Here is a 21,024-nt window from a genome sequence, read left to right as displayed (position 1 = left end):
TGAAACATCCTTTGAAACCGTTGATTTTTGCTCGCGTTTTGCTCATGGCTCGGTCTGCAGAGCGATCTACAAAAAAACACCGTCCGGCCTAGAATTCAGTGATGACACCCACGACTGCTGCTGAACGTCGCCGCTTGGAATCGTTGCCCCGCGCCGAGTTGGAGCAATATCAACTGCTGCGGCTCAATGCGCTGCTGGACCAGATCTTGCCCGCCAATCAGTTTTACGCGCAAAAGCTGGCCCGGATGAAACGGCCCGTAGATTCGCTGGCGGAGTTCGCACGCTGGCCGTTCACGTTCAAAGAGGAACTTGTCGTTTCGGCCAGCGGCGGTGATACAGCCCGCAACCACACCTGGCCGCGGGAGCGATATTCTCGCTTTCATCAAACTTCCGGCACCAGCGGTCGGCCTTTGGCCGTGCTCGATACGCCCGACGATTGGCAATGGGTGCTGCAGTGCTGGCAATACGTGCTGGACGCGGCGAACATTCGCGCCGGCGATCGCGTGTTGATGGCCTTTTCGTTCGGCCCGCACATCGGCTTTTGGGGCGCGTATGAATCGTTTTGCCAGCGCGGGGCGTTGGTTATTCCCACCGGCGGCATGAGCTCGCTGCAACGCTTGGATTTGGCCCGCCACAATGAGCCCACGGTGTTGTGTTGCACCCCCAGTTATGCTTTGCATTTGGCTGAAGTGGCGGGACATCACGATCTGGACGTCGCACAATTCGGCGTGCGAGTCTTGGTTTTAGCGGGCGAACCGGGCGGATCAGTGCCGGCCGTTCGCGCCAGGCTGCAACAATTATGGAACGCGCAGGTTCACGATCACTGCGGTGCCACCGAAGTGGGTCCCTGGGGATTCGGCGATTCGCAAGGTCAAGGATTATACGTGGTCGAAGCCGAGTACATTGCCGAGTTTCTGTCGTTGGCCACTGGTGGCCCGGCGGAAGATAGCGAAGAAGCGGAATTGGTCATCACCAATTTGGGTCGAGCCGGTTGTCCCGTGTTGCGCTATCGCACTGGCGACGTGGTGCGACCCACCTGGCGGCATCCAGGAACCAACCGCTTCGTGTTGCTTAATGGCGGCGTATTGGGACGCAACGACGACATGCTGGTGGTTCGCGGCGTCAATGTGTTTCCCAGCAGCATAGACCATATTTTGCGCAGCTTTCCCGAAGTGGTGGAGTACCGCGCCACGGTGTACAAAGTTTCCGAAATGGACCGCTTGCGGATCGAAGTGGAAGATCGACTGCAACAGCCCGATCGAATTATGCAGGAATTTAAATTGCGGATTGGGCTGCGCGTCGAGGTAGAAACCGTTCCCTTGGGTTCGCTGCCCCGATTCGAAGGAAAAGGGAAGCGATTTATTGACAAGCGGGAGCGGCGAGGATGAGTTCTACGTCATCTCATCCGATTAAACTGTCTCGCACGGGCGAAAATGCCTTAATCATCGATTGGAGCGATGGCGCGCGCCGCCAGTATTCGTTCCGCGAACTGCGCGATGCCTGCCCGTGTGCCACTTGCCGAGAAAAACGTTCCGCAGCCCCGCCATCCGCCAACTTGTTGCCCGTGCTGTCGGCAGCAGAAGCCCTGCCGCTGCAAATCGCTAAGATGGAGCCCGTGGGAAATTACGCTTACTCCATCGAATTCAGCGACGGCCACAGCACCGGCATTTATACCTTGGACCTGCTGCGGCAGTTGGGTCAAGAAAGCAACTAGCAAGCGTCTGCTCATCGCTATCCGCTAATTGCTAGTCGCTAATTGCTAATTGCTAGCCGCTTTACATCAAACTGCCCGATTGCGGATCCACGCCCACGCCTTTGGTCAGTTCGATCAGGGCATCCATCACGCCGAGCAACGCACTGGGGTCGAGCATTTCCCCGTCGTCCTCTTCCTCATCGTTGGAAACCTGTTCGAAATGCAGAATGTCGAACTTGGCATCGCACTGGGAAAGCTGGGCCAGCTTGGGTCGATCCGTAGCATCGACATTGCCTTTCATGTCCCGTTGCAGCTCATCCACCTGGTCCGACACTTCTTCGCCTGATACGTAGCTGATGTCCATGGCTGCGTAATCTTGCGGCGAACGAAGCGAAAGCGAATCAATGTGGCCGGCCTCGTCGGCCTCGCCGTTGCTCAATTCGAAACGTGGATTAATTTTGAGCAAGCGGCGCTTGACCTGTTCCAGCATCGGCCGCCGCGCCGAATCGAACAGCACGAAATAGGTTTCGCGCCATTTGTAGTCGTGATTTTCGAAAGTGGACATGGGCAAAGTTTCTCGCAGGTCGGCGCCAGCCGGAAGTAAATCAGAGGTACACGTATACGAGAATCATATCACTGCGGTTCTTCCCATTCTTCGTCTTCTCCCCCCACGCTGCCTTGCCAATTCTCCAGTGCATTCAGCACGGCATCGCGCTCCTCGCGCTTGGCCCACACCGATTCTCCTTGTTCCAAGCGGATTTCGTAGTTGCCCTCTTGGGTGCAATCGTCATGGCCGCAAAAGTGCGGCACCGCCGCGATCCACACGATGCGGTACAAGGGAATATGCTTGTCGTCAACAATGCAAAAAATAGACATAAATGCAAATCGCTGAGCACGAAGTTCGACCCGCGAATTTTGTCATTAGTTTTTAAGGTGAATCGTTCCAGACAATCGCTTCTCTTTGCAAGTATATACGCTTCGCTTAGCCGTTTGCCAATTCCGTTGCGCGGCGGGCCGCCGCTTCAACGGCGGAAATCAACGCTCCCCGTACGCCGTGGTTTTCCATGACGTGCAGGCCGGCAATCGTCGTTCCGCCGGGACTGGCAACGCGGTCCTTGAGCACGCCCGGATGATCGCCCGTCGTCAGCACCATTTCCGCCGCCCCTTTCACGGTTTGAGCCGCCAATTTCAGAGCGACTTCCCGTGGAAGTCCCAGCCGTACGCCCCCATCGGCCAATGCTTCAATCATCAGGTACACGTATGCCGGACCCGAGCCGGACAATCCGGTGACCGCATCCAAAAGTTTTTCATCCAACTGTATGGCCACGCCTACCGAGCCCAGCAGTTGGGCCACCAGCTCGGCGTCCGCCTGGGTAGCGCCGGGTCCCAAGCAGTACGCACTGGCGCTTTGCCCCACCAGGCACGGCGTATTCGGCATCACGCGCACCAATCGACACGGCCCCAACCCTTCCGCTAGTGCCTGCAAGCGGATGCCCGTCACGATGGAGATTACCAATTTGTCTTTTCCCAGGGCGCCGCGCAGCTCGGCCAGCGCGGTTTTGGCTTGTTGCGGCTTGACGGCCAGCACCATGATGTCGCTGCGCCGGGCAACCTCGGCATTCTCGCGCTCCGTACTGCACCCCGGCAGCAAACGCTGGAATTCCGCCAGGGCCGCGGCCACCGGATCGGCAGCCACCATTTGCGTTTCTGCTAGCAAACCGGCGGTGGTAAATCCACGAGCCAGCGCTCGCGCCATTTGTCCTGCTCCAATAAATCCAACCGTTTGCTTGAGCATGTCCATTTAAATTTGTCTTTTGCCGCTTGTCCTTTGCCACCGGTTAACTGTCAATTTGCATTGGTCAACTTTGAACAACTGACTACGGGACAAATGACCTTGCTAGCAATGCTACGTTACCCAGGCGAAACGGACAACCGCAGGGCAATTTCCGGGTAAATTCGTCTGGATCGAACTGCCGTTTTTTGCGACACTCCGCCACCTTTTCAGCGAGGATGCTGGGTCGTTCCGTCGGCGGAGAATTCCCTTGTCCGGCGGCCCAAACCATCTTCCAAGCACTTTTCTCAGTCGCAATTCGCTCCACAATCATCATCCCAATCGTCGCTTCGCCGAATAAGGTGCTGCGTCGTTGGGAATCATCGATTCAATCAATTGTCTACTATCTCACGGAGGAATCGGGCCATGTCGATGCGTCGTATGTTAGGCGCGGTATGCCTATTGGCGGTTTTATCCGTTGGCGTTTCCGCTTGGAGCCAAGGGTTGCCCTGGTTGCCGCTGGCTGCCGGCTCGCAGCAACAAACTTCCACCAATGACGCCCGCGGCGTGCAAAAAGACGATTCTCAATTGACCGTCGTCGAAGCCAACGCGGACGAAGCCCCACCCATGGTCGACACCGCCAGCAAAAAAAAGAAAAGCTCCTTTTGGAACAATAAAATCTTTCATCCCTCGCAATGGTTCTCGAAATCAAAGAAGTAGATTTCGGGTTGTAAAGGCGACGCTATGATTCGTTTCCGTCGATTCCTCATGCTGGCCCTGCTCGCCGGTGCGTTGCTCGCCGCCGCACCCGGCTGCAGTTTGTTCCGGCCAAAGCAACCCGAAAAACCGCGCACCGTGGAAGAGTGGATGGCTCAAAAGCGCGTGCAGCCGTAAGCTGTGTAAAAGGATGTTGACTCACATGAATTCAAAACGCTTTGGCATACTGAAGTTGGCGGGGCTCTGGCTGGCGATGCTCGTCGCCCCCGGATGCATGACCACGCATCCCAAGTCAGAAATCCCCAAACCCAGCCACGTCGCGGCGACCGCCAACGATTTCCCCACCGCCATTGAAGCGGGAATTCCGGCCTCAAACGTCAAAAAGTAAGCCGAAATTCGCACTTTCGCAGTCCATGCACCATCAAAAGCGGCGATTTTCTCCATTCGCCATCTTCCCAGGCCTGCGTATTTTTGCTATCAATACGCATTAGCAAACGGTTGGGCTGTCAGCAGCACACGCATGTTTTGGCCCGGAAAACGGAAGCCGGTTAGCTGCTCCCACCATCGTTGTTCTACCTCACGAGTTTTGGCAGTCGTCGGCCGATTTGCTGATTTGTTGATTTGTTCCATGGGTGCGGCAAGGCCCTGGGCTGCACCGGATAGTTGCCTTCCAGTTTGCCGAGGTTGGCGGTCCGCCGCTTTGCTTGGTTGGCCGATGGCAACAAGCCACGCATTTTTGTTCTCCGTTTGAATTGGCCATGTGTTGTAACCCCATTCACCGCCGTTGGCAGTTTGCTTTGCTGCTGGCAAGTGTGGCGGTGTTGCTGGTTCTCAACGGCGCCATGCTTTGCAACGGTCCGCTTCAAGCGGAAACCATCGCCGCCCCGCCCTCGACCGAGCTTACCCCGCGAGATCTGCACGTCTGGGGCCGCTTTGACCCGGGCACGTGGAAAAAGGTGCGTATCGTCACCGACACGCTCAACGACCGCGGCGAAGTGGTCGATACCACGATCACCGAAACCAAAACCACGCTGGTCCGCGCCGACGCCAAACGGCTTACCCTCCGGATCGAAGGCACGGTCGAAGTCGATGGCCGCCGCTTCGAAAGCCCGCCTCAAACCGTCGAATACGGTTACTATGGCGAATCGCCGAACGATTCCACCGAGCTGAAATCGCTGGGCACCGAGCCCCTCACCGTCGACGGGCGGCAAGTTCCCTGCCGCATCGAACAAGTTTCGGCCAACACCGGGCGTCAAAAGCAAGTCACCGAGTTGTTCCTGTCCGACGACGTAGAGCCGTACGTGCTCAAGCGCGAAACCCGCTTCTTCACCGCCGATGGCAAATCGCTCGACGAGCCGCAAACCACGGTCGAAGTCATCGCGCTGGACATGCCCTACAACGTGCTGCACGAGGTGAAATCGACCGCCTACGAGCGGACCATTCAGCGCAGTGCCCGCGGCACCAACGTCACCCTCGATGTCACCAGCGTCGACGTGCCCGGCGGCATCGTAGCCCGCACTTCCAAGGAGCTGGATGGCCAAGGCCGAGTGATCCGCCGCAGCACGCTGGATTTGGTCGATTACCACGTGGTCGACAACGACGACGATGGAACTGCCGATAACGGCGCCGGCGACAAAAACAGCGCCCAAAATCTCACCCGCCGCCAAGCCAAACGCGCCCGCAAACAGCAGCATTCCTAAGCGGTGCCGTTCCACACTGCTGTATCTCAATCCGTTTAGCCGCGACGCGCCAGCAGAGCGCTGGAAATCATAAAGCCGCGACCGTTGGTCGCGCAGGGCGTTAGATTTGGCGAAACCTATTGTTTAACCGCGACGCGCCAGCGGAGCGAGCCTCAACCGCTAATTGCTAATCGCTAACCGCTAATTGCCATGTTTGATTTCCAACGTTTTCTCGACGCCCAAGAGCACGTGTACCCGCGCGTCGTCGCAGAACTCCGCGCCGGCCAAAAACGCAGCCACTGGATGTGGTTTATTTTTCCGCAAATCGCCGGTCTAGGCCGCAGCGCCACGGCCCAAAAATTTGCCATCGCCTCATTGGCCGAAGCGCAAGCCTACGCCGCCCACCCGGTGCTCGGCCCACGCCTGCGCGAATGCACCGAGCTTGTGCTAAACATCGACAACCGCCCGATCGACGAGATCTTCGCCTACCCCGACCATCTGAAATTCCATTCTTGCATGACGCTCTTCCAAACCGCGACGCAGCATTACCCTGAAACTCACTCCCAAGACGCCGTACCCGACGATAACACGGTATTCGCCGCCGCCCTTACCAAATACTTCTCCGGCCACCCCGACGCCAACACACTGGCCATATTGGGCGTATAAACCCGCCCCACCGCTCCCTTAGCATAAAGCTGCGATCATTGGTCGCGCAGGGCGCTAGATTTGACGAAACCGATTCTTTTACAACTGAAACAGCGCGCGTAGCTTGCCGTCAACTTCGGTACTTGTTTTCGCTGAGATAGCGCCCAGCCGACGAACAATCGCACTGGCATGAATGGTTGCTAGTTTGTGCAATCGAAGGACCGACTTGGTTTTGAGATTGGTTGATGCACCGTCGGGATTCACAGGATCAATCACAAGATCGGTCGGCAACAGAACCGCCGGAATCACTGACGAAATATATGCCACCACCACTTCCGGCACGCTGCCCAAACGGTCAGTCAGCAACAACACAGGCCGCAGCTTCATGCCCGGAGCGTCGCCAAAGGGAAAGCTGGCCAAATAAATATCGTCAGGGTGCATTCACTGGCGCTCCATCGTCCAGCGTGTAAATATCTTGACGAGAGTCGCTCAACTCCTCGGTCCATTGGTTCGCGATTCCCGCCATCCAGGCTTGCTCGCCATCGTCCTGCTCGCCGGCTGGCAACACCAGAATCGTCACCGGCCCCGGCGGAACCGAATCCGGCGCACGCGCGGAAAGCAGATGCTGTTCGTCTACTTGACCGGTAATCGTGATGGGATTCATAGAATTTGCCAGTTTAGCGTTTGAAGTAACCATTAGCCTGCGCCAGAACGAAAGTCACGGCTTATACTAACATAGCCAGTGGCACCGGCGGTTACTCAAGTTAGTTTCAGGCCAAGTCGAGATAGTTCAATCGATACATTAACGATTGAGGGCTTACTTTATACTCTTTGGCCAAATCCTCAATCGCTTCATCATCATTGATGTCAAGTATATGATTGCTGAAATAATCCTCGAGAAACTCTTTCGGCATTAGTAGTTCAGCAGCAAATAGATTCGCCTCCATTTCATCAGTGTTAATGCCTTCACTGGATTCGGCATCTCTGAATCGTAAGACTCGGTCATCGAAATATAGGGATTCACTATGAAGAAAATGGTGCCCAAGCTCATGGGCGATCGTGAAACGTTGCCGATTCTCGAGGTGATGCCTGTTGACACCGATTATCGGAACTGCGCTGCGACGATCCAGAAACCCTGAAATAGATCTATCGTTAGCGTATTCTCTTACAACTTTGATGCCTTCATCTCTTGCGATTCGTTCGACGTCTACAGAAGGCGCAGTAATTCCGTGATTCAATAGAATCTTCGTGGCAAGGTCGCGAATGTGTTTCCGTCGCACTCGCATAATTTATCTGAGGACGTTAACACAGTTATTTTGGATGGCGCTTTCGATCCACTGTCGCGCTTCGGCCCTCAGACTCCTTGGAAAAATCGCTTCGTGTGATGTGGCGATTCCGTTCGGAAGCAATTGCTCAGGTGCTACGTGCAAAGCGGCTGCAATTTGTATGAGTGTGTGTGCCAATACCTTCTGTCTGCCGAGTTCGATATTTGCGATCGAGGCTCTTGTCAACGATATCGCACGCCCCAACTCGTCTTGGCTGAGATTGGGCCCGCCAGGATGAGTTCGGTATTGCCGGATTAACTCGCCGATCTTTTTGTAGATCGGGTCTGCCGCTTCTGACTTCGTGGCTGCCATGTCCTAACTATAAGCCCCAGAAACACCTACGTCAACAAGTATGCGTCGCAAACATGTTTTTTTCAGAAACAAATAATTATATAGATTCTGAAATTTGACAACCGGCGGCAAAATTGTTAATCTGACCATTATCGTTACTGTTCCAACGACCGTTGCTGGTAAGGTTTATCGGAAAAGTAACGGACGCGCTGTTTCCGCAGCGCGTCCGCACTGAGCCGTATGAGGGCCCATTCGAAGAACCTCATTCTCGGCAAAGTGCGGCTCAGTTGTCAAGCGCTGGATTGTTCCAGTGCTAGTCGTTTGTCGCACTGTCCTTTTTATTAAAGGAGACGAGGATGAAAAATGAATTTGAATTGTTTCTGCACCGGGAGGGTGTTCAGCCAGAATGTCTGGTCGCCACACCTGAAGAGACGCTTCGGAAGCTGCTGAAGCAGGATGGTGTTGGCATCGATGTTGCGTCCTTCGCAATCGAAGTTGTCGCACCAGACGGTATCGAGTCACCGGGCGATGACGATTTGGTTAGCCCAGAGTTTGACGCTACGCTGGCTAGCATTGGTGTAAAAAGCGGCTATCACATTTTCTGTCACCGTTGCCGTAGTGTTGCTGTTGTCGTGCATTATCAAGAACGCACGGAAGAACGACACTTTGCGTCGAGGACGCGCATCGGTTATGTGCTTGATTGGGCCTTGAGCAAATTTCCGCTCGCCGAGGGTCAAGATAAGAAGCACATGTTCTTGCAGGTCAATGGTACCAAGGTCGGTGCCCGTCGGACGCAGGATCTTTGCGAGTTCGTCCACGAAGGAAAATGCCATCTGACCTTTGACCTCCTTCCTGATCCTAAGATTCAGGGCTAAAGCGAGGACCTTATGACGCCTGATGAACGCGCAATGCGCGCCGACCTAAAGTCCGCGCGGTTCATGATTGGCTCAAACGAGGGCCGGTGGGGAGTATGCGAACCATCGCTGCTCCCGCCGGACCTGATTTGGCCAGATATAGTGCTTTGGGTTACGGCCAACGGAAATGGATTGGCTCCGAAATATTACTTTAAGTGGAATTGTGAAAAATATCCGATCGACGCATTAACCGGGAATCTTTGGGATCCCGAAACCAAAAACTGGCTGAGCATGGACAAGCGGCCGCAGATCGCCGGGCGCGGGGAAAAAGTCTTTGTAAACCCGACTTCGCTGTACCATCCTTACGATCGCGTAGCAGCGAACTCGCATGGTCAATGGAAGACAGAACTGCAACGACTGGTATGGGATCGAAATCATTCGATAGTCGACCTGCTAGAAGAACTTCATTTACTGTTGAACTAAATGGACCGCAACTTAGAGATTCCAGTTTTTGTATGGTTTCGATTGGTACGCTGCCTTCGTAAGGCCGGACGTGGTATCCATGAAAGTGGCGCGTTCTTGCTAGGCGTGCGGGGTGAATGGGCCGACAAAGTGACATCGTTTGTTCTCTACAACGAGTTAAATTCCCACGCGCTTGATACAGGGATTATTACCTTTGCTAGCGATGGCTTTTCCAACCTCTGGAAGGTATGCCGCGAAAGAAATGCGAGAGTATTAGCAGATGTTCACACGCATCCGGGAATTGCACTGCAAAGCAATAGCGATCGACAAAATCCAATGATCGGTGAGGTGTCGCACATGGCGATCATTCTGCCCAATTATGCAATGAATTGGTGCTTGAGCTTGCGCGGCGTTGGGTTTTTTGAATATCGCGGTAACCTTCAGTGGACGGACTGGACAAAATTAGAACATCGTCGTCAGCGGATCCATTTAAGCCTTTGGTAAAGGTGCGCGCAATGTTAGATCGAGATACATTTTCGCGGCGAGACAAGATTCTTATCGAAAAATTGAACATTTGTCCGGCGGAGGCTACCAGTATTTTATCGAAATCGCAGATCATGTTGTGCTGGGGGAAGGAGGTTGTGGGGTCAGCCGTATGGCAATCCGCCATATTGACGGCGGCGAATACAGCAGTGCGTTGTTTTCCTGGCATGGTGGTCTGCGACGGAGCAAATCCCGGACAAGACATGCCGCTTGCCGTTCCATTTGGTAGCGCGGTGAATTTTGCGGATGCGCTCAAGCGAATCGGTGTTCGCAAACCTCCACGAGCCGAACACACGTCCCGCATTGTATTTGGAAGTCGCCGCGATGTGTGCAATGGTTTGCACGTTACTTTTGATGGTTGGGCTGCAGCAGTTGGTCCTGGTGAAGAGGTCCGGCTGTTGGAGCGCGAACATAATCCGCTTGCAGGCGTTGCCGCAGGTGCTCTCGCAGTTTCTGAACTTTTTCTACGGATTGCGCGTGTCAACATTGAGGCGACCAAGCGGACAATTGGAATGTCGCTTTGGCGTCCTGAACTGTCGTGGGATGCGCTGGATGCGGTGGGTATGCCGCTAGAGGTTGTTCCGAATGAGGCGTGGTTGCTGGGATTAGGTCATCTCGGTCAAGCCTATCTCTGGTGTATTGGATTGTTGCCTTACAGTGACCCCAGTGATATGAATCTGCTGCTCAACGACTATGACACGCTTGTTACTGGTAACTGGGATTCAGGATCGATTTCCAGGAAGCGTGACCGCGGGAAGCTAAAATCGCGCGTGGCACTTCGTTGGTTGCGCGCACGTGGGTTTAGTCCTAAGCTTCTGGAAAGACCATTTCAAAAGGGGTGCCAGGTTGTTGGCAGCGATCCAGGCCTTGGGCTTTGTGGATTTGATGGTAAGGGACCGAGAGAAGCATTGGATCAAGTTGGCTTTCAATTTGTGACTGAAGCCGGACTCGGAGGAAGGTCTGACAATTTTGATGCAATCAGTATCCACAGTTTCCCAAATGGTCAGAAAGCAGCAACGAAATTTTGGCCCTCATCAGCAAGTCCGTCGATGGATGAATCAGCAATTTTAGAAAATGTTTTTTATCGGAGTGTTGCCGCACACGACGGTTGCGGCCACATGCAATTAGCTAGTGTTAGTGCAGCGGTTCCGTTTGTTGGTGCAGTCGCCGCCACAATTGTGCTTGCTGAGCCGCTTCGGATTTTGCATGGCGGAAAGCGCTACGACTCAGTCGACGTTCGCTTGGAATCCCCAACCGAGATCAGCGCGGTTCCTAGCACTGATGAAAGCCTGATCAACATCTCATATCAGTCAGTGCAATCTTTTTGGCCTCGACAAAAAGTTGATTCAAGTGCTTTCATTAAGAATTAACTAGATCTACACAAATTGGGCCACCCGTTGATTACAATGCGCGCCGCAGCGCTGGGGCTGTGCAGGCGGCAATCGTCGGAGGTTGGGCGGTTGCTGCGGCTGGGTCTTTGGCAACCTGATTCCGTTTTATGGGTGAACTCCCAGCTTGAATGCTGCGCTGTTTGCCGATTTGCGGCCGAACCCGCTCCGCTAGCGCGTCGCGGTTAAACGTTACGCAGCTATGTCGGTACGCTGTGACGCGTTGAAAGCGGATTCGCTCAACAAGCGCGCCGAATCGGCGTTGAATTTTGCACTGAGCGATGCGTACGACGCAACGTCTTAGCACTTGGTCACTTAATTGGCCAAGAGCGGGGATACATCACGCCTCGAAAAACTTAAGGCGTCGAGTTTTGTGCGCTCGGTTACTCAAACGGCCCGCAATTTCCCGAGGAATGGGAAGTTGCGTGCGGGCAAAACTCCCGGTGTTTTGCACGCAAAATCGAGTTCCCGTGTTTTGCGCACAAAACTCGGCCCGCAATTCGCAAAAAGCCCGAGAGAAATGCTGCTTGGATCCGATCTTTTGCACCAATCGGTCAAAACTAAGGTGCAAAAGTTCGGTCAGAGATTGGTACTCAGTTCTGAACCATTCACCCTCACCCCGGCCCGTATTTCAATGCAACTACCGCCCTGCGTGCGGTCGACTTGGGTCGACCGTACTCGGTTGCTAGGGAGAGGGAGAAAATTCGAGCGGTCCGTTCCGGGTTTTGGTTTTGTGCCACCGGGGGAGTACAATCAGGCCAAAGCACGGCGGTGAGCCGGACGTTTTTTACGCCGGGCGTAAAGCGATTTGCTCTGCCCGTTGGACGCCTGACCGCGCGAAGCGTGACCCTGCGATGATTGTCCTTGGGAAACGTGGCCGTGGTTGTTGTGTGTCCGCGCTCGGGCGTGGCCTCGGCGAGTTTGCGATCCGCCTCGTTCCCAGCGAGGGCGTGGCGGTCTGCCTTGCGGTTCGGAACCGGCGGCACGGTGATCAATCGCTGCTGCCTGCATGGCCGCGGAGGTGGGCGCGACCGGAATGGTTTTTCGCACAACTTTTTCAATATCTCGCAGGGCGCGGCGTTGGCCGTGTTCGCAAAAAGTGATGGCGATGCCGCTGGCGCCGGCCCGGCCGGTGCGGCCAATGCGGTGTACGTACGATTCCGGATCGGTCGGCAGATCGTAGTTGATGACGTGGCTGATGCCATCGACATCGAGCCCACGGGCGGCCACGTCGGTCGCGACCAGCACGTGTAGCCTGCCGGTGCGGAAACCCAACAGTGCCCGTTCCCGGGCCGATTGCGATTTGTTGCCGTGAATGGCATCGGCTTTGATGCCCTGCTGACCAAGTTTGCGGGCCACTTTATCGGCTCCATGCTTGGTGCGTGTGAAGACCAATGCTCGATCGCAGCCGTTTTCGCGAACCACGTGCTGCAAGAGCGCCTGCTTGTGGCGATGCTCCACGAAGTGCACTTGCTGTTCGATCCGTTGAACGGTGGTCGCCGGCGGCGTCACGCTAACCCGCACCGGATTATGCAGCAGGCTGTGAGCCAGAGCCGCGATGTTTTCCGGCATGGTGGCGGAAAAGAACAACGATTGCCGTTGGCGAGGCAAATGCGAAATGATTTTTTTCAAATCGGGGAGGAAGCCCATGTCTAGCATGCGGTCGGCTTCGTCAAGCACAAAAATTTCGAGTTCGTTCAGGCGGACGTGGCCCTGGGACATTAAATCGAGCAGTCGGCCCGGCGTGGCGACCAAAATATGAATACCTTTAGTGAGCGCTCGAACTTGAGGTCCTTGGCCGACGCCGCCGAAGATTACCGTGTGGCGAAAATGCAGGTTGCGGCCATAAGTGGCGAAACTTTGTCCGATTTGCGAAGCGAGTTCGCGGGTGGGAGCAATTACGACAACGCGCGGAGCCCGAGGGACGGCGGCGCGGCGGTGCTGGTCGATGCGTTGCAAAATGGGCAACGCGAAGGCCGCGGTTTTGCCGGTGCCAGTTTGGGCGCAACCGAGGACATCGCTGCCAGCCAGCACGTGCGTGATGGTTTGCGATTGGATGGGGGTGGGAGTGGTGTAACCTTCGGAAACCAGCGCACGCAAGATGGGCTCAACGAGCCCCAATTCAACAAAACTCATGCAAACTCCTAGAGGCGGAATCAAGATCCTGCACGGCGAACCCAGAAACGGGCGGCTGCCGAAACGAGGCACAAGACGACAGGCCTTGGCCGCAGGTGATGAAACGAGCCCTGTAAAACTTCCCAGGGCCTAATGCGATAAACGCCTGTAGGCGTTATTCAAAGAACCATTGAACCTGGAATGATCCTATGGATTTACCGAGAGGATCGATCAGTGAAGTATAGCACACGGACCTGTGAAACGCTAGTTCATGGTGGGGTGGGTCGAAACCAAGCCCGCTTCAATAGCGTGTTGCGGATAAACGTTTTTATGCCGTACGTTCGAGATTTTGGCTTTGGTTCAGCTTGTTGTACAGCGTTTTCAAACTGATCCCAAGTTCTTCGGCGGTTTTGGGTTTGTTGCCGCCGTTGCGTTCCAGTGCTTGGTAAATGGCCTGCATTTCCAAGTCGCGCAGCGAGATGGGAGCGGCGGCCGGAGTGAGTGGTGGAGTGGTGGAAGGGTGAGTGGTGAGTGGAGTGGTCGCACCGCTTACTGAAGTGCGCGGCTCTACATGGGGCAAAGGAAGCGAATCATGGCTGGAATTTTGGGCGTGAGCACCGTCGATCCGCAGGCGGCGGAGGCCGAAATGTTCGGGCAGATGTTCGCCGGTGATCGGCAGCTCGTCGCACAAAATCGAAGCGTGCTCCACCACGTTGGCCAGCTCGCGCACGTTGCCGGGCCAATCGTGGTGTTGCAGCTTCTCAATGGCCTCGGGCGTGAAGGCCACGTCGCTGGAGCGCAGGTGCGGGCGGAGTCGCTTCAGTAAATGTTGCGCCAGCAGCGGCACGTCGTCGATGCGCTCCCGCAGCGGGGCCAAATGAATTTCGAAAGTGTTGACGCGGAACATGAGGTCCTGGCGGAAATCGCCTGCCGAAACCATTTCGTCCAGTTGACGATGGGTGGCGCACACCACACGCACGTCGACCGTGAGCGATTGATTTTCGCCGACCCGCCGGATTTCGCCGCTTTCCAGGACACGCAGCAGCTTGGCTTGCATCGGTTTGGGAAGCTCGCCAATTTCGTCCAGAAACAGCGTGCCGCCATCGGCAACTTCGAACAGGCCCACCCGGTGCTCGTCGGCCCCGGTAAAGCTCCCTTTGCGATGGCCGAACAGTTCGCTTTCGATCAGGCTTTCCGGCAACGCCCCGCAGTTGATGGCCACAAAGGGCATTTCGGCCCGAGCACTTTGATCGTGTACGGCGCGGGCGACCAGTTCCTTGCCGGTGCCGGTTTCGCCGGTGATGAGGACCGTGGAATCGGTCGGCGCGACTTTGGCAATCAGTTTTTTCACGCGCTCGATTTCCGGCGAGTTGCCGATCAGTTGCGAAGTGCCTTCGACCGTTTCCAGCCGCCGCTTGAGGGCACGGAATTTGTGCGTGAGCTCGCGTTTTTGGATGACGCGGTTGAGCAGCGCTTCGATTTCCACCAGCTTGCATGGCTTGGTGAGGTAATCGAACGCCCCGTGACGCAAGGCAGCCACGGCGGTTTCCAGCGACGATTTGCCGGTGAGCACGACTGCTTCGGTATCGGGCGAAAGCTCTTTGCACTTGCCGATGACTTGGACGCCGCTGAGGCCGGGCATATCGAGATCGACGATGATGCAATCGTAGGTGTTGCGTTCCAGCGCGGCGACGGCGGTCAGGCCGTCGGGGCAGACCGTGACCTCGTGCCCCATGCGGTCGAGCTCAATCCGCATCAGTTCCTGGAGCGTACGTTCATCGTCGGCGAACAGCAATTTCAATCGTTTACGCGGTTTGGTAGCGATGATGCGGCTCCTTGTGCTTGGTGATCTGATGTCAGATGTCTTGTGGCGGGTAGTTCGCTTAGGCGGCCAGGGGTTGTTTGGCTGGGCTTGGATCGCTGTGCGCTTGATTTTCAAGGGGCGATTTTTTTGCTTCGGCCAGAGGCAACGTGACGTGGAATTGCGAACCGCGGCCCGGACCGGCGCTGGCGGCCTCGATTTGCCCGCCATGCTCGCTGACAATCCGGTACACGATCGACAGGCCCAGGCCGGTGCCTTGGCCGCCGCGCTTGCGGGTGAAGAAGGGCTCGAACAGGTGCTTGAGCACTTCGTCGGTCATGCCGCAGCCGTTGTCGGCGAAAATCATTTCCGCAAAATCGGGTTTGCGCGAAAGTTGAATGGTCAGCGTGCCGCCCGCTTCCACGCTATCCAGCGCATTGGTGACAAGGTTCAGCACCACTTGCTTGATTTCCTGAGCGTTGACCGGGGCGATGACGGGCTCGCCGGCGGGAAAGTCGATGTTGCGGTTTTGGTATTTGCCTAGGTGGCGCACCATATCGATGACGCCTTGGATCAAATCGCGCAAATCGGCGCTTTGTCGCTTGGCCGGACCCAGGCGGGAAAAGTCGAGCAGTTTTTCCGTGATTTCCTTGCAGCGGAAGGCCTCGGTCTGAATCATCTTGAGGTAACGCTGCACGACTTCAACTTGATCGCTACTGGTGGGGCACATTTCCAACAGGCGCCCTTCCAGCGACTCGGCACACAACGCGATGGAAGCCAGCGGATTGTTGATTTCGTGCGCCACGCCCGCCGCCAGGAAGCCGACGCTGGCCAGTTGCTCGCTGCGGACCACTTGCTGCGTGCGTAGTTGAACCTGACGATCCAGATCGTCGCGGATGGTGCGGAAGCGGGTGGTCATGTCGTTCATGGCGGCGCTTAGCTCCGCCATTTCGTCGTGCGATTCCAGCCGGATCCGATAATTGAAATCGCCGGCGGCGACAATGCGAGAACCTTTCACCAGCAACCGTAGCGGGCGGAAAATCCAGCGGTAGCACAGAAAAATGAACAGGCTCAGCAAGATCGTTGCCGCCACCGCGCAGATCCATGTGAGGATGATCCAGGCGCGATACCGCGTGCGGACTTCATCCTTCAGGGCTTGCATTCGTTCCTGCAGGAAACTGGGAAGCTTGGCGACCAGCCACTGCAATTGCTCCAGGTCGGACTTGACATAAGGAGTTTGGCACGCGTCGCCATCGTGATACCAGTGATCGGCGGCCGTGTCTTTTTCGATGTCGGCCAGAAGGCGCTTGACCTGGGCCAGCGCTTCGAATTCCTGACTGCGATTACCGATGCGAAATTCCGAGTGGGCGCTGTCTTTCAGCGCGCTGTCGTTCAGCGCGCTGTCGTAATCTTGCACCGTCGCCTGCGCTTGGGAAAATTCCTGCCGAAAGCTGTCGCTCAGTTTTGACTCTGATACAGGAGTCGGCAACTCTAAGTGGGGATACAGCCCCATCACCTCCAAATCCGCCAGCCAGACGCGCAAATTGCTCACCTGCTCCGACAATGCGGTCGCCAACGGCAACTCGCGAGCGCGGCTGCTAATGCTGCGCGCCAATTCGCGGTAGGCGTACGTCCCCTGGAAGCTGCTGGTCGACATCGTAACCATGATGATCAACAGCAGCGTCAGGCCTAACAACAACTTGTTCCGGATGGGCCACCGGGACAACACAAGCGACCTCCTTGTCGCAGATTGCCAATAGTGCTAGCAGCACGACGTCGTGGGCAGCCATGCCGGCCGTCATGCGCGGGGCGGGAAGTGTAGCAAATGAACTGCGGCGGCAGAAGGCAATCTTTCACGTTCGAAAGGGCGGAAATTTTAGTTTGACCCGTTTCCTAGTTTTCCTGTTGTAGCGGGGTCGATATTAACGGTGTGTAAATGCGTTTGGTGCTGCACTACCGAGGTTAGGTGCGACGCTATTGACGCTAGCAGGCATCGCTGGTACTCTCCGCCCGCTTTTTTTGCTGCCCAGAGAATGCCCGCCTTTTTACTGCCGAGAGAAAATTCTATGAGCATCGCTGTGGAGGCGCCCGTTCAGACGTGGTTTGCCCGATCACGGGGCTGGATTGGCATTGTCATTTTGGTCCCCTTCAGCGTGCTGATGTTACTGTCGATTCCCTTGTCCCTGGAAGGCAGTTGGGTCGATTTTGTGTTCGACCAGGCAGCGTGGCTCTTGTTTTTTGCCGGCGCTGCATTTCGCTGGTGGTCCACATTGTACATCGGTGGCCGAAAAACCGCGGAGCTGATTCAGGAAGGGCCCTATTCGCTGTGCCGCAATCCGCTGTACCTGGGCACGTTTTTAATGGTGCTTTCTGCCGCCGTATTTTTGGAAAGCTTGACGTTTGCCATCGGGTTGGTGCTCGCCAGTTGGGTATATTTGTCGACCACCGTGCCGGTGGAAGAACGCCGGCTGCGCAACCGGTTTGGCAAAGCATTCGACGAATACTGCCAACGGGTCCCGCGATTTTTTCCGCGGCCCGGCAGTTTCCGCAGCGCGGACACCGTGCAGGTGCGCGTGGGCGGGCTGTTGTCGGAAGGCATTCGAGCCGCACGCTGGATTTGGCTGCCGATTGTGTGCCTTCTGATTGTGCAATTGCGATCGCAGCCGAATTGGCCGCACTTATTTCATTTGCCGTAAGCAGCGGCGGAGCCACGATTTTCCCGCTTCCCCACGCCGCTTGTCTTTCTCTCCCCTACGGTGCGCCCAGCGATTCTAGCGTCGATATACTCTGCGCATGAACTGCACGCCGACGATGGCCAGAATGACGTTGCCGGCCCAGACGCCGCACACGGGAAAAAAACCGGCCTTGGCCTTCGACACGCCCAAAATCAGCAAGGGGTAATAACAGATTAAGATTGGCATGAAACACATAAAAAAGCTGCTCAGGAAGTCGGAGTTTCGCATGCAAATGGCCAGTGGCGCGCCCAACAGCACAAAACACAGGCAACTGAAGCCGTTCGCCCAGCGGCGCGAGGGCTCCATCTGCAACCGATACAGCCGCTGCTGCGCTTCAGTCAATTCCGATTGAGCGGCGGACCACGATGGACCTTCCAACTGCGAAAAATCCCCGCAGATCATTTGATAGGCTGCTTTGGCGGTAAATTGCTGCTGCAATTTCTGAATATGATTTTCCTGATCGATGCGTTCGCTCGGAATGACGTGCATCGCCAAGTACGAGGGACTGCCGCCCCCGCCGCTTTTGTGGCTGGCCTCGTTGAGCGGAATCGCCCGATCTAAATGCGGCATCTCGGAATTAAGTTCGCCGTATTGGATCGAACAGTTGTCGCACGAAATGTTCAGTGTTTGCGCGGCCAAATCGGTATGCAGCGTGGCTTCCTCGCAGATGATCGTGGTCGAGGGTTGATCCCCCTCGCCTTCCAAGGTGATGGTCGGGCTAATCAGACGCTTGCCATCCACATCGGCCACATTGATGGAAAACTTCTTCGCGCTATAGGCATGCTGTTGACGCAGCCGCCCGTAGGCGATTTCTTCCACGGCTTCCACCACCACCCGCGTGGCGCCGTCGTAGCCCCAAGAAACAGCCACATCGTTCAGCCACACTGCCCACAGGCTAACCAAAAATGCCAGCACGAAGGCCGGCCACAACAGAATCATCGGCGTAATGCCGCTGGCTTTGACGGCAATGATTTCGTTCGCCGCGGCTAATCGCCCGAACACGCTGCAAGCGGCGAACAAAATCGTGGCCGGAACCGAGAACCGCATGGCATCGGGCAACACATACGGTATCAGCTGCAACACCTGCTTCAGTCCCAAGCCTTCGTAGTACGCCAGCCGAACCACGCCAAACAACAAAAAAAACAACGTCATTCCAGCGAGAGCCACCAGAAAGACTTTGAGCAATTCAGCCAGAACATAGCGGGTAAAAATTGGCATAGTGGGAAAATTACTGTACTCGTTTCCCGCCGTTCCGGAAACGACAATTTCTCGACTCGCCACAGAACCTGTTAAAAATTCCCGGCCAGAAATTAAGATCTCGGTTCGAAGTGCTTACCCGACCGATCATCTGCCGCAGAACAACCCGAAAAAATCAACCATTTTCAGCGCGAGGCTGCGGCTGGTAATTTCCGGTTTGCACCCGCGCTTGTTGCTGGCGCAACTCATTCATCAGGAAACGCAGGGCAGTAGCGTACTCGCGGACGGCTCGTGGAAAATCCCGAGCATCTAACGCTTGTTTGCCCTCAAGACTACGAGCATTAAATGGCTCCCAATCGACCGACCACTGTTCTTCGGTGGCAGCTTCCCGCAATTGCTCAATCATCGATATCAGTTCCCGTACCAGTTCTTCATTGGGTTGGCATTCGATGGTGGCGTGTGGCCCGTTGCCTAACCGCACACCGGCAGGCAGATAGCGCATCGCTTGCTGTGTCGGTGTTAGACGCTGTAGGAAGCTAATCATGCCCAAGGCGATTGCGACCAAAATCGCGCACAGCGCGGGAATGGTCCATTGGGCGATGCCCAAAACAAGCGCGACCGTCAGACACACAGCTGCGGCAATCCACAGTGATTTGCCGCCAAGGGGAGGCGGGGGCGCAGCAGGGGGTTGCGCGGTAAGGGCCAGCGGTTCGGCCTGCCATCCGCCAGCCGACGTCAGCGCGGCATTGATTACTCGAACGACAATCACCGTGACATTGTCGGGTCCGCCGCGCAAATTGGCCAAGTCGACAAGCACCTGCGCGGCTTCTGCTGGAGGCAACGATTGCAGCAGTGCACCGATTTCAGCGTCTTGCACTTGGCCGCTCAGGCCATCGCTACACAGTAAAAACATGTCGCTCGGTTCCAGCGGATAAGGGCCTTCCAAATCGACTCGTACCTCGGCATGCGGACCTAACGAACGAGTGATAATGTTTTTAGGCACGAACCCGGGCAGCGCACTTTTGGGTACTTGTCCGGCGGCCGACATCTCCCACACCAAGCTGTGATCGAACGTCAGCTGTTCCAGACGTTGCCCGCGCAGCCGATACACGCGGCTGTCGCCAACATGGGCCACCAAGGCGCCTTGCGGCAACAGCAGCAGCGCGCTGGCAGTCGTGCCCATGCCTTGAAAATCCGGATTGGCTTGCCCGCGGCTATAAATTTGCCCGTTCACTTCCTCCACGCTCTTTCGAATGGCGTCGGCGGCGGGCAACGCGCAATATTTGAGATAATTGTGCGGAATGCCTTCCGCCGCCATCTCGCTGGCCAGTTCCCCTGCTGCATGGGCCCCCATGCCGTCGCAAACCACAAACATGTGACCGCGACGAAACCAACTTTCCGGATCGGGAGCGAGAACTTCCGCGTGGGCGTCTTGATTGTTCGCGCGACGCATGCCGACATCGGTGAGTGCGACGTATTCCAGGCAATCGTTCCAAGTCACTGCCGATGCCATGCACGAGCCTTGTCGATAGTTTTTCAGAACGCGAGAATCTGTCTACGCACTACAAGAAAAGTTATTCCGAATGCCCATACTTCAAAGTTCGAGCATCGGCCACGGCGGTGTTCCAAACGGAAAGGCAACGTTACCGTGCGATATGACAGCGTAACTTCCCGTTTGCGCTGTGCGTCGCAAAATACCCATTCTAACTGGAAATTTTGGGCGGGTGTAGTCTTGGATCGTCGGGGTGGTGGGCCAATTTGAACATAGCCCGACTGTGTCAGTCGGGAAAAGCGGCTGTCGGAATTTC

The 21,024-nt window shown here is 55.9% G+C and carries 23 protein-coding genes; 12 read left to right on the top strand and 11 right to left on the bottom strand.

Going from position 1 to position 21,024, the window contains the following annotated elements:
* Positions 1-101: 101 nt before the first annotated feature.
* Positions 102-1,388 (top strand): AMP-binding protein, encoded by a 1,287-nt coding sequence (locus tag VMJ32_14580; GenBank protein ID HTQ40250.1) that lies wholly within the window; start codon positions 102-104, stop codon positions 1,386-1,388.
* Entirely contained in the window at positions 1,385-1,714 is a 330-nt protein-coding gene (locus tag VMJ32_14575; protein ID HTQ40249.1) for a DUF971 domain-containing protein, read from the top strand. Before VMJ32_14580 ends, VMJ32_14575 begins: the two co-directional genes overlap by 4 nt.
* A 61-nt stretch (positions 1,715-1,775) precedes the next feature.
* Here the strand turns inward: VMJ32_14575 and VMJ32_14570 are convergent, their stop codons facing one another.
* The 3 genes from VMJ32_14570 to proC form a co-directional block, all read right to left on the bottom strand.
* The gene (locus tag VMJ32_14570) at positions 1,776-2,258 is read right to left on the bottom strand and encodes a hypothetical protein (GenBank protein ID HTQ40248.1); all 483 of its coding nucleotides are present in this window, start codon (positions 2,256-2,258) and stop codon (positions 1,776-1,778) included.
* 68 nt (positions 2,259-2,326) lie between these two features.
* Positions 2,327-2,569: a hypothetical protein gene (locus VMJ32_14565; protein HTQ40247.1), complete on the bottom strand. Its 243-nt coding sequence runs from the start codon at positions 2,567-2,569 to the stop codon at positions 2,327-2,329.
* A gap of 106 nt (positions 2,570-2,675) precedes the next feature.
* A complete protein-coding gene (gene proC / locus VMJ32_14560) occupies positions 2,676-3,488 on the bottom strand; it encodes a pyrroline-5-carboxylate reductase (protein ID HTQ40246.1) in 813 nt (270 codons plus the stop codon).
* 402 nt (positions 3,489-3,890) lie between these two features.
* On the opposite strand from proC, the gene VMJ32_14555 reads away from it, so the two are divergent.
* The 5 genes from VMJ32_14555 to VMJ32_14535 all read left to right on the top strand — a co-directional run bounded on the left by VMJ32_14555 (position 3,891) and on the right by VMJ32_14535 (position 6,526).
* Complete coding sequence (locus tag VMJ32_14555; protein HTQ40245.1) at positions 3,891-4,184, top strand: hypothetical protein; 294 nt, start codon at positions 3,891-3,893, stop codon at positions 4,182-4,184.
* 24 nt (positions 4,185-4,208) lie between these two features.
* Positions 4,209-4,358 carry a hypothetical protein gene (locus tag VMJ32_14550; GenBank protein HTQ40244.1) on the top strand — a complete coding sequence of 50 codons (150 nt, stop codon included), beginning with the start codon at positions 4,209-4,211 and terminating at the stop codon, positions 4,356-4,358.
* 25 nt (positions 4,359-4,383) lie between these two features.
* A complete protein-coding gene (locus VMJ32_14545; protein ID HTQ40243.1) occupies positions 4,384-4,569 on the top strand; it encodes a hypothetical protein in 186 nt (61 codons plus the stop codon).
* Between the two features lie 370 nt (positions 4,570-4,939).
* Complete coding sequence (locus VMJ32_14540) at positions 4,940-5,881, top strand: hypothetical protein (GenBank protein ID HTQ40242.1); 942 nt, start codon at positions 4,940-4,942, stop codon at positions 5,879-5,881.
* A gap of 189 nt (positions 5,882-6,070) precedes the next feature.
* Positions 6,071-6,526, top strand: a complete 456-nt coding sequence (locus VMJ32_14535) for a DUF1810 domain-containing protein (GenBank protein ID HTQ40241.1) — start codon at positions 6,071-6,073, stop codon at positions 6,524-6,526.
* Positions 6,527-6,604: 78 nt separating this feature from the next.
* On the opposite strand, the gene VMJ32_14530 is transcribed toward VMJ32_14535, so the two are convergent.
* The 3 genes from VMJ32_14530 to VMJ32_14520 all read right to left on the bottom strand — a co-directional run bounded on the left by VMJ32_14530 (position 6,605) and on the right by VMJ32_14520 (position 7,743).
* Entirely contained in the window at positions 6,605-6,946 is a 342-nt protein-coding gene (locus VMJ32_14530; GenBank protein HTQ40240.1) for a type II toxin-antitoxin system PemK/MazF family toxin, read from the bottom strand.
* A complete protein-coding gene (locus VMJ32_14525; protein ID HTQ40239.1) occupies positions 6,936-7,169 on the bottom strand; it encodes a hypothetical protein in 234 nt (77 codons plus the stop codon). Before VMJ32_14525 ends, VMJ32_14530 begins: the two co-directional genes overlap by 11 nt.
* Before the next feature lie 106 nt (positions 7,170-7,275).
* Positions 7,276-7,743 carry an ImmA/IrrE family metallo-endopeptidase gene (locus tag VMJ32_14520; protein HTQ40238.1) on the bottom strand — a complete coding sequence of 156 codons (468 nt, stop codon included), beginning with the start codon at positions 7,741-7,743 and terminating at the stop codon, positions 7,276-7,278.
* Positions 7,744-8,477: 734 nt separating this feature from the next.
* Between VMJ32_14520 and VMJ32_14515 the strand changes: the two genes are divergently transcribed.
* From VMJ32_14515 to VMJ32_14500, 4 genes are read left to right on the top strand one after another with little or no spacing between them, the layout of a single operon-like run.
* Positions 8,478-8,996, top strand: coding sequence for a hypothetical protein (locus VMJ32_14515; protein ID HTQ40237.1), 519 nt, complete (start codon positions 8,478-8,480; stop codon positions 8,994-8,996).
* Between the two features lie 12 nt (positions 8,997-9,008).
* Positions 9,009-9,458, top strand: coding sequence for a hypothetical protein (locus tag VMJ32_14510; GenBank protein ID HTQ40236.1), 450 nt, complete (start codon positions 9,009-9,011; stop codon positions 9,456-9,458).
* Positions 9,459-9,941 (top strand): hypothetical protein, encoded by a 483-nt coding sequence (locus VMJ32_14505; protein HTQ40235.1) that lies wholly within the window; start codon positions 9,459-9,461, stop codon positions 9,939-9,941.
* 11 nt (positions 9,942-9,952) lie between these two features.
* Positions 9,953-11,350 carry a hypothetical protein gene (locus VMJ32_14500; GenBank protein ID HTQ40234.1) on the top strand — a complete coding sequence of 466 codons (1,398 nt, stop codon included), beginning with the start codon at positions 9,953-9,955 and terminating at the stop codon, positions 11,348-11,350.
* Between the two features lie 771 nt (positions 11,351-12,121).
* Here VMJ32_14500 and VMJ32_14495 read toward each other — a convergent pair.
* From VMJ32_14495 to VMJ32_14485, 3 genes are all read right to left on the bottom strand, one after another.
* Positions 12,122-13,504: a DEAD/DEAH box helicase gene (locus VMJ32_14495; GenBank protein HTQ40233.1), complete on the bottom strand. Its 1,383-nt coding sequence runs from the start codon at positions 13,502-13,504 to the stop codon at positions 12,122-12,124.
* Positions 13,505-13,811: 307 nt separating this feature from the next.
* The gene (locus VMJ32_14490) at positions 13,812-15,284 is read right to left on the bottom strand and encodes a sigma-54 dependent transcriptional regulator (GenBank protein HTQ40232.1); all 1,473 of its coding nucleotides are present in this window, start codon (positions 15,282-15,284) and stop codon (positions 13,812-13,814) included.
* 82 nt (positions 15,285-15,366) lie between these two features.
* Positions 15,367-17,013 carry a HAMP domain-containing sensor histidine kinase gene (locus VMJ32_14485; GenBank protein HTQ40231.1) on the bottom strand — a complete coding sequence of 549 codons (1,647 nt, stop codon included), beginning with the start codon at positions 17,011-17,013 and terminating at the stop codon, positions 15,367-15,369.
* Between the two features lie 337 nt (positions 17,014-17,350).
* On the opposite strand from VMJ32_14485, the gene VMJ32_14480 reads away from it, so the two are divergent.
* A complete protein-coding gene (locus tag VMJ32_14480; protein HTQ40230.1) occupies positions 17,351-17,980 on the top strand; it encodes an isoprenylcysteine carboxylmethyltransferase family protein in 630 nt (209 codons plus the stop codon).
* Positions 17,981-18,055: 75 nt separating this feature from the next.
* On the opposite strand, the gene VMJ32_14475 is transcribed toward VMJ32_14480, so the two are convergent.
* Both VMJ32_14475 and VMJ32_14470 read right to left on the bottom strand, forming a co-directional pair.
* Positions 18,056-19,237: an LptF/LptG family permease gene (locus VMJ32_14475; protein HTQ40229.1), complete on the bottom strand. Its 1,182-nt coding sequence runs from the start codon at positions 19,235-19,237 to the stop codon at positions 18,056-18,058.
* Positions 19,238-19,391: 154 nt separating this feature from the next.
* Positions 19,392-20,729: a protein phosphatase 2C domain-containing protein gene (locus VMJ32_14470; protein HTQ40228.1), complete on the bottom strand. Its 1,338-nt coding sequence runs from the start codon at positions 20,727-20,729 to the stop codon at positions 19,392-19,394.
* Positions 20,730-21,024: the final 295 nt, after the last annotated feature.

The sequence above is a fragment of the Pirellulales bacterium genome (assembly GCA_035499655.1).
GTDB lineage: Bacteria > Planctomycetota > Planctomycetia > Pirellulales > JADZDJ01 > DATJYL01.
This window is presented reverse-complemented; position numbering and strand designations above follow the sequence as displayed.